Source organism: Cytobacillus firmus DS1 (assembly GCF_000565285.1).
GTDB lineage: Bacteria > Bacillota > Bacilli > Bacillales > Cytobacillaceae > Cytobacillus > Cytobacillus firmus_A.
In genome coordinates this window covers 1-14267 of the sequence record NZ_APVL01000020.1, presented here as the reverse complement: position 1 = coordinate 14267, position 14267 = coordinate 1, and the positions used below count along the sequence as shown (strand labels likewise).

The window sequence follows — 14267 nt, the reverse complement described above, 5'->3', positions numbered from 1 at the left end:
GCCCGGCAGTTTACTGCCTGACGGAAAGAGGTGCAGGCTTTTTTAAATTCAGTATGTTCATATACCATAAGGAAATCGAGGTCTCTGAACATTTATACAATAGCAGGAACCAACCACCATACTGCGTCAGTATGAGCTTTTAATAGGGAGGCATAATAGGCATCCAATAAGCTTAGATAGCAGAAATCCAGATTTTCTTGTGTTTTACAAGTGTGGGAGAATGGTATCATTCAACGCTTGCTATCCGGAACATAACCTATTATCGAACTATTTAAAGCTCGCCAACAATGGCGGGTTTTTTCATTATATAAGAAACTATATAATATTGAACGATGGGAACATCTCTGTGGAAGGGTGTTTGCATCTAGCTTCAGCGCCTACCCCTCGAGGTGTCGGGGTGTGCACCAAGGAAAAGCTTCCTTGGATGTTCTTCGCAGGAACAATCTTTTTTGCTTGTTCCGAAGGCGCTTCCGCTTTTGATAAGAGCAGAGCTGAAATAGAGAAGCAGAGCCGAGAGGAGGACTTCAAATGACCGAGCCGCTGGTAGAATTGAAAAATGTTTCGTTCAAGTACGATGCAGAAGCAGCATATGCGCTGGATAATATCTCATTTAATATATTTAAAGGAGAATGGCTCGCAATAGTCGGGCATAATGGCTCCGGAAAATCAACACTTGCTAAATTGCTTAACGGCCTCCACTTTCCCCTGGAAGGCAGCATTACAGTAGGCGGAATTTCATTGAGCGAAGAGACGGTATGGGAAACGAGAAAGAAGATTGGCATGGTTTTTCAAAATCCGGATAACCAGTTTGTCGGAACGACCGTACGGGATGATGTGGCTTTTGGTTTAGAAAACCATGGAATTGAAAGAAATGACATGGTTCAGCGTGTTACAGAATCACTGGAGAAGGTCAAAATGTCATCTTTTCTTAATCAAGAGCCGCACCATCTTTCCGGCGGCCAGAAACAAAGGGTGGCCATTGCCGGCGTTATTGCCTTAAGGCCGGATATTATTATTCTCGACGAGTCAACCTCTATGCTGGACCCAAGAGGGCGTGAAGAGGTGCTTGAAACCGTCAGAGAGCTCAAGCGGGATTATCACATGACCGTCATCTCCATCACTCATGACCTGGAGGAAGCTTCAAAGGCTGACCGCATCGTGGTTATGAACAAAGGAGAGTTATATCGGGAAGGCACACCTGAGGAAATCTTCCAAATGGATGAAGAGCTTGTAAAACTCGGCCTGGATATTCCTTTTCCTGTGAAGCTGAGCAAGATATTAAGAGAAAAAGGGTTGCCGTTATCAAGGCATTATTTATCTGAAGAAGAGTTGGTGGAAGAATTATGGACATCTCACTCCAAAATGTAGAATACCGTTATCAGGTTAATACGCCATTTGAACGTCTCGCAATAAAGGATGTCTCCATCGATATTCCATCTGGCACGTTTCTCGCAATCATCGGTCATACCGGATCAGGCAAATCGACTGTCCTCCAGCATTTAAATGCCCTGCTTAAGCCGACAGAAGGCCAGGTATTGATTGGAGAGCGGAAGATCACCCCGGAAAAGAAACAAAAAAACCTGAAGGAAATCCGTCAAAGGGTTGGAATCGTATTTCAATTTCCCGAGCATCAGCTGTTTGAGGAAACGGTCGAGAAAGATATTTGCTTTGGCCCGATGAACTTCGGAGTGTCAGAGGAGGAAGCCAAAAAAAGAGCCAGAGCAGCTATAGGCCAGGTGGGCTTGCCGTTAGAAATTTTAAGCAAATCCCCATTTGACTTGTCAGGCGGTCAAATGAGACGTGTAGCCATAGCTGGAGTGCTGGCAATGGAGCCTGATGTTATTGTCCTGGATGAGCCTACTGCAGGTCTTGATCCGCGGGGCCGAAAGGAAATCATGGATATGTTCTACAGCCTGCATGGGACAAGGGGGCTATCGACGGTGCTTGTGACACATAGCATGGAGGATGCTTCCCGCTACGCTGATCAGATTGTCATCATGCACAACGGTGAAGTATACAAAAAGGGAACGCCGAAAGAAATTTTTTCTTCTCCGGAAGGCTTGCTTAAGCTTGGCCTCGATGTTCCGGAGGTTGTCCGCTTTCAGCTGAAAATGGAAAAATCACTTAATATCCGTCTTTCAAAAACTTGCCTGACAATGGATGAGCTGACGGATGAGATTGCTGCTGTGATGAAAAGGGGGACAGCCACATGATGGACAAGATGATTTTTGGGCGCTATGTTCCGGCCGAATCTGTCATCCATAGGATGGATCCCCGTTCAAAGCTTGTCCTTATATTCTTATTCGTGTGCATAGTCTTTTTGGCAAATAATTTGCTGACATACGGATTACTGACGGTTTATACCTTTTTTATGATTGCTTTATCTAAGGTGCCGATCCGGTTTATCTATACAGGATTGAAGCCGGTCCTTCTGCTTGTTATTTTCACTTTATTCCTTCATCTGTTTCTGACAAAAGAGGGTGAAGTGCTCTTCCGGTTTGGATGGATTACGATCTATGAGGAAGGTTTGAGACAGGGGATATTCATCTCACTGCGCTTTTTCCTGCTCATACTGATGACTTCTCTTCTGACATTAACCACGACTCCGATTGAAATAACGGATGGCCTGGAAAGTCTGCTTAATCCATTAAATAAAGTGAAGTTTCCAGTGCATGAACTGGCTTTGATGATGTCGATTTCCCTTCGCTTCATTCCGACACTCATGCAGGAAACCGATAAAATTATGAAGGCCCAGACAGCCAGGGGAGCCGATTTTACAAGCGGCCCCCTCAAAGAGCGTGTTAAAGCCATTATACCTCTTTTAATTCCTTTGTTTGTCAGCTCGTTCAAGCGGGCTGAAGAGCTTGCTGTGGCGATGGAGTCACGCGGCTATAGAGGCGGGGAAGGCAGAACAAAATACAGGCAGCTTAGCTGGGGCCTGAAGGATACAGCAATGTTCGCCATGCTTGCAGCCCTGTCCCTGGTGTTAATCCTGCTGAGAACGTAACGGGGTGACCTTATGCAAAGATTTAAATGTATTGTGACGTATGACGGCACCCTTTTTGCAGGCTATCAGGTGCAGCCTGGCAAGCGGACTGTGCAGGGAGAGCTGGAACGGGCCTTAAAGAAGATTCATAAAGGAGAAGACATCAGGGTGACTGCCTCAGGCAGAACCGATGCAGGTGTCCATGCAAGGGGCCAGGTGATTCATTTCGATTCCCCATTGAATATTCCGATTGAAAAATGGGAAATCGCCCTTAATTCCCTGCTTCCGGATGATGTGGTCATCATCGGGACGGAGACAGTGTCAGATGACTTTCATGTCCGCTTTGATGCAAAAGGGAAGGAATATCGGTACTTCGTGCACCGATCCTCCAGGAGAGACCCGTTTAATCGCCATTATGCCTATCAGTACCCGTACACAATAAATACGGATGCGATCAGACAGGCGGCAGCGTATTTAATAGGAACCCATGATTTTACAAGCTTCTGCTCCGCCAAGACGGAAGTGGAGGATAAAGTCAGGGAACTCCAGGAGATAGATGTGCTTGAAGAAGGGAATATGCTCATCTTCCGCTTTAGAGGCTCTGGATTCTTATATAATATGGTCCGGATCCTGACAGGCACCCTTCTGGAAGTCGGCTCAGGGGAAAGAGCCCCCGATTCCATGCCATCTGTCCTTAAGGAAAAAAACAGATCAGCTGCAGGAAAAACAGCTCCTCCCCAAGGTTTATATTTGTGGAAAGTTTTTTATAAAAATTTTGGAAAAAATAGTTGAGGAACCGCGGGGGCGCGTTGTAAAGCCAAACTCATATAAAAAAAGATTTCAAAACAACTAAACCAGGTGTAACATTCGCTTGACATTAGACTGTCAAAGTTATATTATAGCATATGGTATTATTATTAAAACCACGATAAGCCCCGGAACTTATTGTGTCGAATAGATAAACCAAAAATTGATTATGAATGGAACTATTAGGAGGGAAACTGATGCGTACAACGTTTATGGCGAATTCAAACAATATCGAACGTAAATGGTACGTGATTGATGCTGAAGGCAAAACTCTTGGTCGTCTTGCTAGTGAAGTAGCGTCAATCCTACGTGGTAAACATAAACCAACTTATACACCACATGTTGATACTGGTGATCATGTAATTCTTATCAACGCTTCAAAAATCGAACTTACTGGGAAAAAGCTTACTGACAAGATCTACTACCGTCACAGCATGCACCCAGGCGGTCTAAAAACAAGAACTGCTCTTGAAATGCGTACAAACTACCCTGAGAGAATGCTTGAGCTTGCTATCAAAGGCATGCTTCCAAAGAACTCTCTTGGCCGTCAAATGTTCAAGAAATTACACGTATATGCTGGTAGCGAACATAAGCACCAAGCACAACAACCTGAAGTTTACGAACTTCGTGGATAATTTTTAGGGAGGTTATTAACTTGGCACAGGTTCAATATATTGGTACTGGTCGTCGTAAGAGCTCCGTTGCACGTGTTCGTTTAGTTCCAGGCGACGGTAAAATCATCATCAATGGTCGTGAAATCACAGATTACATTCCTTTTGCAGCTTTACGTGAAGTTGTAAAACAGCCGCTTGTAGCTACTGAAACAGTTAACAGCTACGACATTCTTGTAAATGTAAACGGCGGTGGATACACTGGTCAAGCTGGCGCAATCCGCCACGGCATCGCTCGTGCATTGCTTCAAGCTGATCCGGAATTCCGTCCAACATTAAAGCGCGCAGGACTATTAACTCGTGACGCACGTATGAAAGAACGTAAGAAATACGGTCTTAAAGGTGCTCGTCGTGCTCCTCAGTTCTCAAAGCGTTAATTATTGCTTACCAAAGCTCTCAGCCATTTTGGCTGGGAGCTTTTTTCTTATTTTATTTAACTTCTGCTCCCTTTATTCCTGCAGCTCAGCCGGCTGGGTGTGCTTAATTTCTGCAGACGTGAGAAACTGGAAATTAAATTATTGCAAAAATCGGGCTGAGAGAGGATTATTCACGCTGAGAGAGCCTCAGCGGAACTGTGGCCGCATATGTCAGCGTTTTCATTCACTATCTCGCCCTTATCCTCCCGTCTTTCCCTAATACCCTTGAATCTGAATTTGAGCATGTTAATATAGATAACGTTGATAAAATACGAACGGATATACGAACAGTTTTTCATCTAAAGGAGGATGTCCATGTTAGCCAATAAAACAATCGCATTTTTAGGAGCAGGGTCAATGGCGGAATCCATGATTTCAGGAGTCATTACAGCTGAAAAAATGTCACCTGATCGGGTTTTCGTAACGAACAGGAGCAATGCAGACAGGCTGGAAGAGATTCATGAGCAGTATGGTGTAAGTGCCATGCCGCAAAACGAGCTTCCGTTTGAGGAAATTGATTTATTTATTTTAGCCATGAAGCCAAAAGGGGCAGAAGAAGCCCTGCGTTCGATTAAAGACAAATTATATCCCGGCCAGGTGATTCTTTCAGTTTTGGCAGGCATTACAACAGAGTTCATGGAAGAACATTTAAATCCTGGACAGCAGGTTGTGCGTGTGATGCCGAATACATCAAGCATGATTCAGGAATCTGCGACTGCTGTCGTGGCTGGAAAGAATACGAGCATGGCCAATGTGGAAATGGTTAAGGAATTGCTGGAATGCATGGGGGAAGTGTATATCATCGATGAAGACCAGATGGATGTTTTTACGGGATTAGCCGGAAGCGGCCCTGCTTACTTCTATTATCTGATGGAAAACATGGAGCAGGTAGGGGTGCAAAATGGAATGGATGAAGAGACTGCCCGCAAAATTGTCGCTCAGACGATTTTTGGAGCAGCTAAGATGGTGCTTGAAAAAGAAGAAGCGCCAACTTCTCTAAGAGAGAAAGTGACCTCTCCTAATGGTACGACCGCCTCAGGACTCGAAGCGTTAAGGAGATACAACGGAGGCGAAGCCATCACACAGGCAGTCGAGCATGCCGCCAAACGGTCGAAGGAGATCAGCAAAGAGTTGGAAGGCGCCCTTGTCACTTCCTAAGGGAAATGGATTTTCAAGTTCACAGGAGGTATTGGATGTTGATTAAAGAGAAGCAGATAAAAAGAGTTGTTATTAAGATTGGAAGCAGCTCATTAACAAGCATGCACGGGGAGATCAGCCGCAGGAAGCTTGAAAAATTTGCAGAGCAAATTGTCGAGCTGAAGGATGCCGGGTATGAAACGGCTGTTGTGTCATCAGGTGCTGTAGCAGCAGGATATAGGAAGCTTGGCTGCCTTGACCGGCCTTCTTCTCTTCCGGAAAAACAGGCTGCGGCTTCTATTGGCCAGGGGCTATTAATGGAATCTTACTCAGAACTCTTTTTATCTCATGGTTATGTAGCTTCACAAATCTTAATTACCAGAAGCGATTTCTCCGATGAAAATCGCTATGGCAATATGCATAACACTATGAATGTACTGCTGGAGCGAGGCATCATCCCAATCATAAATGAAAATGATACGGTTACGGTCGACCGCTTGCGCTTTGGGGACAACGATACTTTGGCTGCAAAAGTGGCTGGTCTGATTGATGCAGATTTACTGATTATTTTATCTGACATTGACGGCCTCTATGACAGCAACCCGAATGATAATCCTCATGCAACTCTTCTGGAGAGGGTTCACAGCATTACACCTGAAATTGAAGCTGCTGCAGGAGGATCTGGAAGTGCTGTAGGAACAGGCGGCATGAAGTCAAAAATCCAGGCAGTGAAAATTGCAATGGCTGCGGGAATTGATTCCTTTTTAGGAAAAGCAGGAACGGAAAATATTTTAATGGAAGCTGTGGAAAACAGAGCGAGAGGCACCTTCTTCACGCCGGAGCCGGATGCATTTAATCTGGATAATGAAAAGCAGTGGATTGCATTCCACTCAGGCCCTGAAGGAAAGGTGACCATCAATTCCCATGGAATAGAGGCTATTGTGGATCATCAGGAAAACCTGTACTGCTCTGATATACAGGAAGTCAAAGGGCGATTTAAGGATGGAGCAGTCGTCCGCATTTTGGATGAAGAGGGAAAAGAAATCGGTCTCGGCCGAATTAATTATTCAAATGAACAGTTAAGCGGCCATACAGCAGATGAAGAGCTTGAACCGGCCATAGCTCAGGAAACGTTTGTATGCTCCCGCGACTTTAAGCTGCCGGCACTTGTTTAAACTTTTTAGGAGGGATTCAATGACTACTGCATCAGCAGTAAAGTTAAATAATATAGAAGAACAGGCAATAATGGCAAAAAAGGCTGCCAAAGCATTAAGTATATTAACAACGGAAGAAAAGAACGAAGCACTCCATACAGTTGCAGATGCGCTGGAGACAGGATATGAATCCATTCTTGCAGCTAATATGGCCGATCTTGAAAATGGCAGGGAAAAAGGATTCGAAGAGGCTTATATGGATCGGCTGTCATTATCGAAGGAGCGTGTTTATGAATTTGCAGACGGCCTTCGCCAGGTAGCTATACTTCACGATCCGATTGGAGATGTTATGTCGGGCTGGACTTTGGATAATGGGCTGAAGGTGGAAGAGGTCCGTGTCCCGCTTGGTGTCATCGGCATGATTTATGAAGCGAGACCTAATGTAACTGCCGATGCGGCAGGTCTTGCGCTGAAATCCGGAAATGCCATAGTTTTAAAAGGCGGATCATCAGCACTGAATTCGAATCAGGCTATCGTTGAGATTATTCATGATGCTCTTGAAAAAACGAAGATACCTAAAGAAGCTGTCCAATTCATTGCCACAGCAGACAGAGAAGCGACAAAGCAGCTGTTCACCATGAAAGAACATATTGATGTCTTAATTCCGAGAGGCGGCGCATCCCTCATTAAAGCAGTGGTTGAGAATGCGACGGTGCCTGTACTTGAAACAGGAGTTGGCAACTGCCATATCTATGTAGATAAGGAAGCAGATCCGGAAAAAGCGATCAATATCCTGATTAATGCCAAAACCGACCGTCCCGCAGTCTGTAATGCGGCAGAAACGCTGATTGTACATGAAGCATGGCTGGATCAGCATAAAGAATTGCTTGCAGAAGCTTTGAAGAGTCACGGGATAACCGTGCATGGTGATAAATCTGCAGCAGCTTCATTGCCTGATGTGATACCCGCGGCTGATAGCGATTGGGCAAATGAATATTTAAGCCTGGACTTAGCTGTGAAAACCGTGAATAGTCTTGAGCAGGCCATTGATCATATTGATCAATATGGAACAAAGCATTCAGAGGCAATCATTACCGAAAATGGGGAAACAGCCAAAAAGTTCATGCAGCTGACAGATGCTGCGGCGCTGTACCATAATGCTTCGACCAGATTCACGGATGGAGGCGCTCTTGGCTTTGGAGCTGAAATCGGCATTTCCACACAGAAGCTCCATGCGAGAGGGCCGATGGGACTGCCTGCATTAACAACCCGCAAATATCTTATGTCCGGAAATGGGCAGATTCGATAAAAAACGTTAAAAAGCATCAGCTCCGGCTGGTGCTTTTCTAAAAAAATAAGAATTAATCCTCTAGCTTCATGCGCCATCTGCTCTCGGGTCTAAGCCGTTCTCTTCCAGAAGGAAAGAACACCTTCTTGCAGGGACCGTCTTATGCTAGTCGTCCCTGGGCAGTTGCCTCCACATTTCTTTCAATCCGTCCAAAAGGTTAAAGAACAACCTTTCAGCCGGTTTGTCTTATGCTTGAGGCCCGCAGGACAAGGTAGGCTTCGTCAGCATAAACATCCCACGACCGAAAGCGGCAGCTTTTGGGAGGACGTGGCGGTTTTAGTCTGCCTTCCTTTATAAGCGGGCGCCTTCTGCTTTTCTGATAAAAAATTGGCAGCCCATTTCGCGGCTGCTTTTTGCATTTCTCTCCCGCTGCAGATAAAGAATATCTACAAGGGGTGAGAAAGCGTGACTGTCATAACGACGTTCAAAGAGAAAAAAAGAGAAAAGCAGATCAAATATGAAAAATCAATCCTTCGGGAAATTTCAATAAAAGCCTTAAAGGAAAAAGTACAGCAATTTTTTGGTTCTTCCAGATTTGTCTCCGGTCTGATGATGAATGCCGGAATTGAGGAGGCATGCTATGATGTAGCGATTGAAGCCTATTTGCTGGGGGCCAACTACAGCCGTTTTGGACGCTTTGGTGAATCGCTGGATCAAGTCCGCAATAGATGTGATAAAGAGCATAAGCATTTAGTGGATACCTTATATAACTTTTTTCTTTATTGGGGCCATGGTTCGGAAGCGGCCATGAGTGAATCCCTGTATTATATGTGCGAGCAATATGTAAACAGCTGGTGGTCGGAAGGATTCAATAAAGGGGAGAGAAGGCATAAATTGCGCCTCCACTAAAAAGTGAATTGATTTAAAAGAGCTGTCCTGATCAAAGTTCTAGATCTCCGCCTTGTCCCATATATTGAATTGAGGATAAGCAGGAGGGGACTGATTAGGACGTATGAAGAAAAAATTAAAAATAGGCGGGTTTGCGATCGGGCTTATCGTCCTTTTTCTTATTTTACAATATGACTTTACGGATGATGATTCCTGGGAATCGTGGAATCTGCCTTTAACAGGGAAAATCATCTTGCTTGATCCCGGCCATGGCGGTCCGGATGGCGGTGCAGGTGACGAAGGGGCACTGGAGAAAGATATTGCGCTGGATGTATCATTAAAAATCAGGGATTATCTCCAGGAGCAGGGAGCGCTTGTTCTGATGACGAGGGAGGACGACAAGGACCTCGCACCCGAGGGAACAAGGGGATACAGCCGGAGAAAAGTAGAAGATCTGAAGAAACGGCTTGAACTGATCAATACGTCTAATTCTGATTTTTATGTCAGCATCCATTTAAATTCCATTCCTTCTCCCCGATGGAGCGGGGCGCAGACGTTCTATGCACCTGGGATTAAAGAAAATGCCAAAGCCGCAAAATTCATACAGGACGAACTCCGCCGCAACCTGGAAAATACGAAGCGGAACTCCAAGCCTTTAAATAATGTATTTATCTTAAAGTACGCCAAAAAGCCCGGTGTCTTAGTAGAAGTGGGGTTCTTATCAAACCCGGGGGAACGTGCTAACCTGAAAACGGATGAATATCAGGATAAAATCGCTGCCTCCATCTATAATGGAATTATGCGCTACTATACCAATGAAAAAGAATTGACCGAAACATGGGAATGAAAAGGTGCTGAGAAAGTGCCTTTTCTTTTTTGAATGTTTTCTGGTGTGATAGAATTAACTGTAAAGAATTTTCAATATGTTATACTGAAATGGAAACGAATTCAAAAGGCGGGTGCAATGTATGTTAACTGAACAGAAAGTCAGAGAAGCTTTAAGCGGCTTGAAGGAACCATTTATACATAGAACATTGGGCGAACTTAACGCCATTGAAGAAATTAAAATCAAGGAAGAAAAGAATCATGTCAGCGTTAAGATTCAAGTTGCCAAGACAGGTACTGCTGAACAGCTTCAGCTTCAGACGGAAATCGTCAATCTTTTAAAAGAAGCAGGAGCGGCGACCGTCGGCATCCGCTTCAGTGAGCTTCCGGATGAAGTGCTTTCACAATATAGAGAGGCAGCGGCTGAAGAAGATAACGGTCTGCTTTCTCCTGGTAATAAGACGGAATTTATTGCTATTGCCAGCGGAAAAGGCGGAGTCGGTAAATCCACCGTTTCAGTCAACCTGGCTGTATCCCTGGCAAGGCTGGGTAAAAAGGTTGGATTGATCGATGCTGACATTTATGGATTCAGCGTTCCGGATATGATGGGCATTACGAAGCGTCCCGTGGTCAGAGGAGAACGAATTCTGCCGGTTGAACGTTTTGGTGTAAAAGTAATTTCAATGGGATTCTTTGTGGAAGATAATGCGCCGATTATCTGGAGGGGGCCGATGCTTGGCAAAATGCTGAACAGCTTCTTCAATGAAGTTGAGTGGGGTGAATTAGATTACCTTCTTCTTGATTTGCCTCCGGGAACAGGAGATGTTGCCCTGGATGTGCACACAATGCTACCTTCCTGCAAGGAAATTGTTGTGACAACTCCGCATCCTACAGCCGCATTTGTTGCTGCTAGAGCCGGTGCAATGGCACTTCGCACAGAGCATGAAATCCTGGGTGTTATCGAGAACATGGCCTACTTCGAGAGTCAATTGACTGGAGAAAGGGAGCACGTATTTGGTCAAGGCGGCGGTGAAAAGCTTGCTGATGAACTGCGGACAGAAGTGCTGGGCCAGCTGCCTCTTCAGCAGCCTGATTGGAATGAAGAAGATTTTGCTCCTTCCATTTATGATGAGGACCATAAGCTTGGTCAAATCTATACGGATATTGCCCGTAAAGTAATCCAAACAATTGAAAGCAAATAATGAGAAAAAGCCTCTTCCGAATTGGAAGAGGTTTTCTTCTTATAGGGGTTATGCACCGCCACCCTGACCGCCACTGCCGCCCTGGGCTTCACCCTGGCCGCCGCCTTCACCCCCGCTTTCTTGTCCGCCTTGCTCACCGCCGCTTTTTGTTTCCGCTGCTGCTTTCAGAAGGATGTCCTGAATTTTTGCTTTAAAGAGCGGACTTTCAAATGTCTCAGTCATTACTTTCTGGATGTGCTCCCGATATTCCTTGCTTTTAAGGACATCTGTAACTTCTTTTTCAAGCTCGGGATCTTTAAGTACTTCTATCATCATTCCCCGGTATTCGGGGTCTTTCATAAGGTCTTTTAAAAGCTGCTCATTTTCCTTTTGCATACTTTTTGCCATGCTTTCGGCAAATTTTGGATCGTCAAAAGACTTCTTCCAAAACTCTGTGCCCTTATCGGAAGTTAAAGTTTTTTCAATGGTCTCACTTACAACCTTTTGGTCCATGACCATCTTTTGCTGCATTTTTTCATCAGCCATCAATTCTTCGAGTGCTTTTTTTCCTTCATCTGTCTTTAATATATCGACAACCATTTTTTTAGTTTGCTCATAATCCATTTGGCCGGAGCCCGATTCACCCTGGCCGCAGCCTGATACGAAAAACACTAGCGCTAATGGAAGGAGCAAACGGAATTTTTTTTTCATGGTGAAGCTCCTTTCAGAGGTGTCCTTACCTTTAGAATGAAGATTTTCAGCAAATATTATGCGCTGGAAATACAATGCCTAGATTTTTCAAACTTTGGTTGGTACAATCAATAAGAATGAATTTATTTATTATGGGGGAAAAATAAATTGACTAGCCGTAATTGGGTAAAGCTTTTTATAACAACTCTTTTAGTCGGGGGAATAACGACTGGAGTTGTCGGGTTTATTGTGCGCTGGGATGAATTTGCGCCTATTTTTACTGACTTTGATTTCCTGGAGATTCTGTCAGTATTGTTCTGGCTTATCGGTGTAGGATTAATCTTCAGTATTATTAGCCAAATGGGCTTTTTTGCTTATTTGACAGTACACCGCTTTGGATTGGGGATTTTCAAAGGATTATGGAATCCTATTCAGATTGTCCTTATTTTATTTGCTTTATTTGACTTGGTTTATTTCCGCTATAAGGCTTTTGCCGGTGCGGGTGACAGCATGCTTCCGTATATTGGCGTTGCAGCATTTCTTCTTATAATCGCTCTTGTGGTCGCAGCAATTAAAACCAAACAGACCAACCAGCATGCATTTATTCCTGCAGTCTTCTTCATGGTGGTCGTAACCGCCATTGAATGGGTGCCGGTATTAAGGGTAAACGAAGAAAGCTGGCTATATCTAATGCTGATTCCGTTATTAGTCTGCAACACCTATCAGTTGCTTATTCTTCATAAACTGAATGAAGATTCCCAAATACAAAGAAGCCATATAGCTAAAAAGCCATCCAAATAACGGATGGCTTTTGTTTATTTTATAGCAGTCTAACGGGCAGTAAGACCCCCGCTTCAAGACGCAGAAATGTCAAAGGATAAGCAGGGGGGCAGTTTCACTTTATTTCATTCGTTTTTGTCTCGGCATTAGCAATCATTTCTGAGACGGAAACGAAGTTTAGCCCCTTGGATTCTACATCATTTAAAATGATCGGAAGAGCTTTGGCTGTTTGTTTGGCAGAATCTGATGCATGCAAAAGTACGATATCTCCTTTTTTGGCCTTTGATACATTTTCGGCAATCCTATCGACACCCGGATTTGTCCAATCCTTTGAATCGACGCTCCAATGGACAACAGTGAAACCCATCCGGTCAGCAACCTTTAAGGTTTTCTGATCAAAATGTCCTGTTGGGGCGCGCACAAGCTTAATGTCTTTAATATTCAGCTTTCTAAATGCCTCCTGCGCCTTTGCAAGGTCCCTCCTGATTTTATCCTCTTCAAGCTCTGTATAATCTTCATAGCCATAGCCCAGAATTCCGATTTCATAGCCTTCTTTTGCGATCCTTGAAACTAAATCCGGATGGCGTTCCGCCCAGGAACCGGCCAGAAAAAAGGTCGCAGATTTAACATTCTCTTTTTTAAGAATATCCAATATGGGCTCTGCTTTAACATCCCCCCATCCTATATTAAAGGTGAGGGCTAAATCCTTTTCCCCTTTGTATATTGCCTTAGGACCGTCTTTGGCTGAAAAAGCAGGCAAGTGGACAATACTCTGCATGAAAAGGAACCATGCCGTGAAAAATGCTGCAATGACAACCAGCGAAATTTGTTTTAAAGACTTACCATTCAATACGTAAAAAAAGTTCATTATTGTTCACCTCGTCCGATACCTTCCTAGTCTCATACCTATGCTGAACTTGTCTCTTCCATGTATAAAAAAATTTATTCATAAAAAATCTTAATTGGAAAAATACTACAAAAAACAAATTGAAAAATGTATTGGAGGCAATCAAAATGATGGGAATGCTTTTAAGCCAAAAAGAGCTAAAAGAAATGGAATATCTGATCAAGCGGGAAATGGACGAAATATTATTTGATTTAAAAGATGACAGAATCGATCACATTGTCAAAAGAGCCATGGAGGAACGATATAAGATTTTATTTTCATTATTTCAGCGTATGGCAGCGCCAGCAGATTGCCTGAAATACATGCGTTCCCGCCAGCATAATGAAAAGAAGGGATAATAATTTTTGGTGCTGAAGAAAAAAACTCAAAAAGATTGTTGACTTCCTATTGGTATCTTGGTATATTAATAAACGTCGCTGATGACGGAAAGCACCAATAAAAACAACTTAAAAAAAGTTGTTGACGTCGAAGTTGACATGTGATATATTAATAAGGTCGCTTCTGAGCGGCGGATTGATCTTTGAAAACTGAACGAAC

At 43.9% G+C, this 14267-nt stretch carries 16 protein-coding genes; 14 read left to right on the top strand and 2 right to left on the bottom strand.

Features of this window, described 5'->3' with window-relative positions; translation table 11 throughout:
- The first annotated feature begins 528 nt into the window (after positions 1 to 528).
- From PBF_RS20020 to PBF_RS19965, 12 genes are all read left to right on the top strand, one after another.
- On the top strand, positions 529 to 1368 hold the full coding sequence (locus PBF_RS20020) for an energy-coupling factor ABC transporter ATP-binding protein (protein ID WP_035332267.1): 840 nt from the start codon (positions 529 to 531) through the stop codon (positions 1366 to 1368).
- Entirely contained in the window at positions 1344 to 2213 is an 870-nt protein-coding gene (locus PBF_RS20015; RefSeq protein ID WP_035332265.1) for an energy-coupling factor ABC transporter ATP-binding protein, read from the top strand. The genes PBF_RS20020 and PBF_RS20015 overlap by 25 nt, the downstream gene beginning before the upstream one ends.
- Positions 2210 to 3007 carry an energy-coupling factor transporter transmembrane component T family protein gene (locus tag PBF_RS20010; RefSeq protein WP_035332263.1) on the top strand — a complete coding sequence of 266 codons (798 nt, stop codon included), beginning with the start codon at positions 2210 to 2212 and terminating at the stop codon, positions 3005 to 3007. Before PBF_RS20015 ends, PBF_RS20010 begins: the two co-directional genes overlap by 4 nt.
- A gap of 12 nt (positions 3008 to 3019) precedes the next feature.
- Positions 3020 to 3778: a tRNA pseudouridine(38-40) synthase TruA gene (gene truA, locus PBF_RS20005; protein ID WP_035332262.1), complete on the top strand. Its 759-nt coding sequence runs from the start codon at positions 3020 to 3022 to the stop codon at positions 3776 to 3778.
- 212 nt (positions 3779 to 3990) lie between these two features.
- Positions 3991 to 4428 (top strand): 50S ribosomal protein L13, encoded by a 438-nt coding sequence (gene rplM, locus PBF_RS20000; RefSeq protein ID WP_009336613.1) that lies wholly within the window; start codon positions 3991 to 3993, stop codon positions 4426 to 4428.
- A gap of 20 nt (positions 4429 to 4448) precedes the next feature.
- Entirely contained in the window at positions 4449 to 4841 is a 393-nt protein-coding gene (gene rpsI, locus PBF_RS19995; protein WP_009336614.1) for a 30S ribosomal protein S9, read from the top strand.
- Between the two features lie 354 nt (positions 4842 to 5195).
- Complete coding sequence (proC, locus tag PBF_RS19990) at positions 5196 to 6038, top strand: pyrroline-5-carboxylate reductase (protein ID WP_035332260.1); 843 nt, start codon at positions 5196 to 5198, stop codon at positions 6036 to 6038.
- A 35-nt stretch (positions 6039 to 6073) separates the two neighbouring features.
- Positions 6074 to 7192 (top strand): glutamate 5-kinase, encoded by a 1119-nt coding sequence (proB, locus tag PBF_RS19985; protein WP_035332258.1) that lies wholly within the window; start codon positions 6074 to 6076, stop codon positions 7190 to 7192.
- Between the two features lie 19 nt (positions 7193 to 7211).
- A complete protein-coding gene (locus tag PBF_RS19980; protein ID WP_035332256.1) occupies positions 7212 to 8480 on the top strand; it encodes a glutamate-5-semialdehyde dehydrogenase in 1269 nt (422 codons plus the stop codon).
- Between the two features lie 444 nt (positions 8481 to 8924).
- Entirely contained in the window at positions 8925 to 9368 is a 444-nt protein-coding gene (locus tag PBF_RS19975) for a YbaK family protein (RefSeq protein ID WP_035332254.1), read from the top strand.
- A gap of 103 nt (positions 9369 to 9471) precedes the next feature.
- A complete protein-coding gene (gene cwlD / locus PBF_RS19970) occupies positions 9472 to 10194 on the top strand; it encodes an N-acetylmuramoyl-L-alanine amidase CwlD (RefSeq protein WP_035332253.1) in 723 nt (240 codons plus the stop codon).
- Positions 10195 to 10315: 121 nt separating this feature from the next.
- Positions 10316 to 11374 (top strand): Mrp/NBP35 family ATP-binding protein, encoded by a 1059-nt coding sequence (locus PBF_RS19965; protein WP_035332251.1) that lies wholly within the window; start codon positions 10316 to 10318, stop codon positions 11372 to 11374.
- Positions 11375 to 11422: 48 nt separating this feature from the next.
- On the opposite strand, the gene gerD is transcribed toward PBF_RS19965, so the two are convergent.
- The gene (gerD, locus tag PBF_RS19960; protein WP_035332249.1) at positions 11423 to 12064 is read right to left on the bottom strand and encodes a spore germination lipoprotein GerD; all 642 of its coding nucleotides are present in this window, start codon (positions 12062 to 12064) and stop codon (positions 11423 to 11425) included.
- A gap of 147 nt (positions 12065 to 12211) precedes the next feature.
- On the opposite strand from gerD, the gene PBF_RS19955 reads away from it, so the two are divergent.
- On the top strand, positions 12212 to 12844 hold the full coding sequence (locus tag PBF_RS19955) for a KinB-signaling pathway activation protein (RefSeq protein ID WP_035332247.1): 633 nt from the start codon (positions 12212 to 12214) through the stop codon (positions 12842 to 12844).
- Positions 12845 to 12938: 94 nt separating this feature from the next.
- Here the strand turns inward: PBF_RS19955 and pdaB are convergent, their stop codons facing one another.
- Entirely contained in the window at positions 12939 to 13691 is a 753-nt protein-coding gene (gene pdaB / locus PBF_RS19950; protein ID WP_035332245.1) for a polysaccharide deacetylase family sporulation protein PdaB, read from the bottom strand.
- A gap of 146 nt (positions 13692 to 13837) precedes the next feature.
- Here pdaB and PBF_RS19945 point away from each other — a divergent pair, with 146 nt between their 5' ends.
- The gene (locus PBF_RS19945; protein WP_035332242.1) at positions 13838 to 14068 is read left to right on the top strand and encodes a hypothetical protein; all 231 of its coding nucleotides are present in this window, start codon (positions 13838 to 13840) and stop codon (positions 14066 to 14068) included.
- Positions 14069 to 14267: the final 199 nt, after the last annotated feature.

Coding starts and splice junctions, on each gene's coding strand:
- PBF_RS20015 (WP_035332265.1), top strand. CDS start 1,344: ATGGACATCTCACTCCAAAATGTAGAATACCGTTATCAGGTTAATACG.
- gerD (WP_035332249.1), bottom strand. CDS start 12,064: ATGAAAAAAAAATTCCGTTTGCTCCTTCCATTAGCGCTAGTGTTTTTC.
- PBF_RS20020 (WP_035332267.1), top strand. CDS start 529: ATGACCGAGCCGCTGGTAGAATTGAAAAATGTTTCGTTCAAGTACGAT.
- PBF_RS19980 (WP_035332256.1), top strand. CDS start 7,212: ATGACTACTGCATCAGCAGTAAAGTTAAATAATATAGAAGAACAGGCA.
- truA (WP_035332262.1), top strand. CDS start 3,020: ATGCAAAGATTTAAATGTATTGTGACGTATGACGGCACCCTTTTTGCA.
- pdaB (WP_035332245.1), bottom strand. CDS start 13,691: ATGAACTTTTTTTACGTATTGAATGGTAAGTCTTTAAAACAAATTTCG.
- PBF_RS19945 (WP_035332242.1), top strand. CDS start 13,838: ATGATGGGAATGCTTTTAAGCCAAAAAGAGCTAAAAGAAATGGAATAT.
- proC (WP_035332260.1), top strand. CDS start 5,196: ATGTTAGCCAATAAAACAATCGCATTTTTAGGAGCAGGGTCAATGGCG.
- cwlD (WP_035332253.1), top strand. CDS start 9,472: ATGAAGAAAAAATTAAAAATAGGCGGGTTTGCGATCGGGCTTATCGTC.
- PBF_RS19965 (WP_035332251.1), top strand. CDS start 10,316: ATGTTAACTGAACAGAAAGTCAGAGAAGCTTTAAGCGGCTTGAAGGAA.
- rplM (WP_009336613.1), top strand. CDS start 3,991: ATGCGTACAACGTTTATGGCGAATTCAAACAATATCGAACGTAAATGG.
- PBF_RS20010 (WP_035332263.1), top strand. CDS start 2,210: ATGATGGACAAGATGATTTTTGGGCGCTATGTTCCGGCCGAATCTGTC.
- proB (WP_035332258.1), top strand. CDS start 6,074: ATGTTGATTAAAGAGAAGCAGATAAAAAGAGTTGTTATTAAGATTGGA.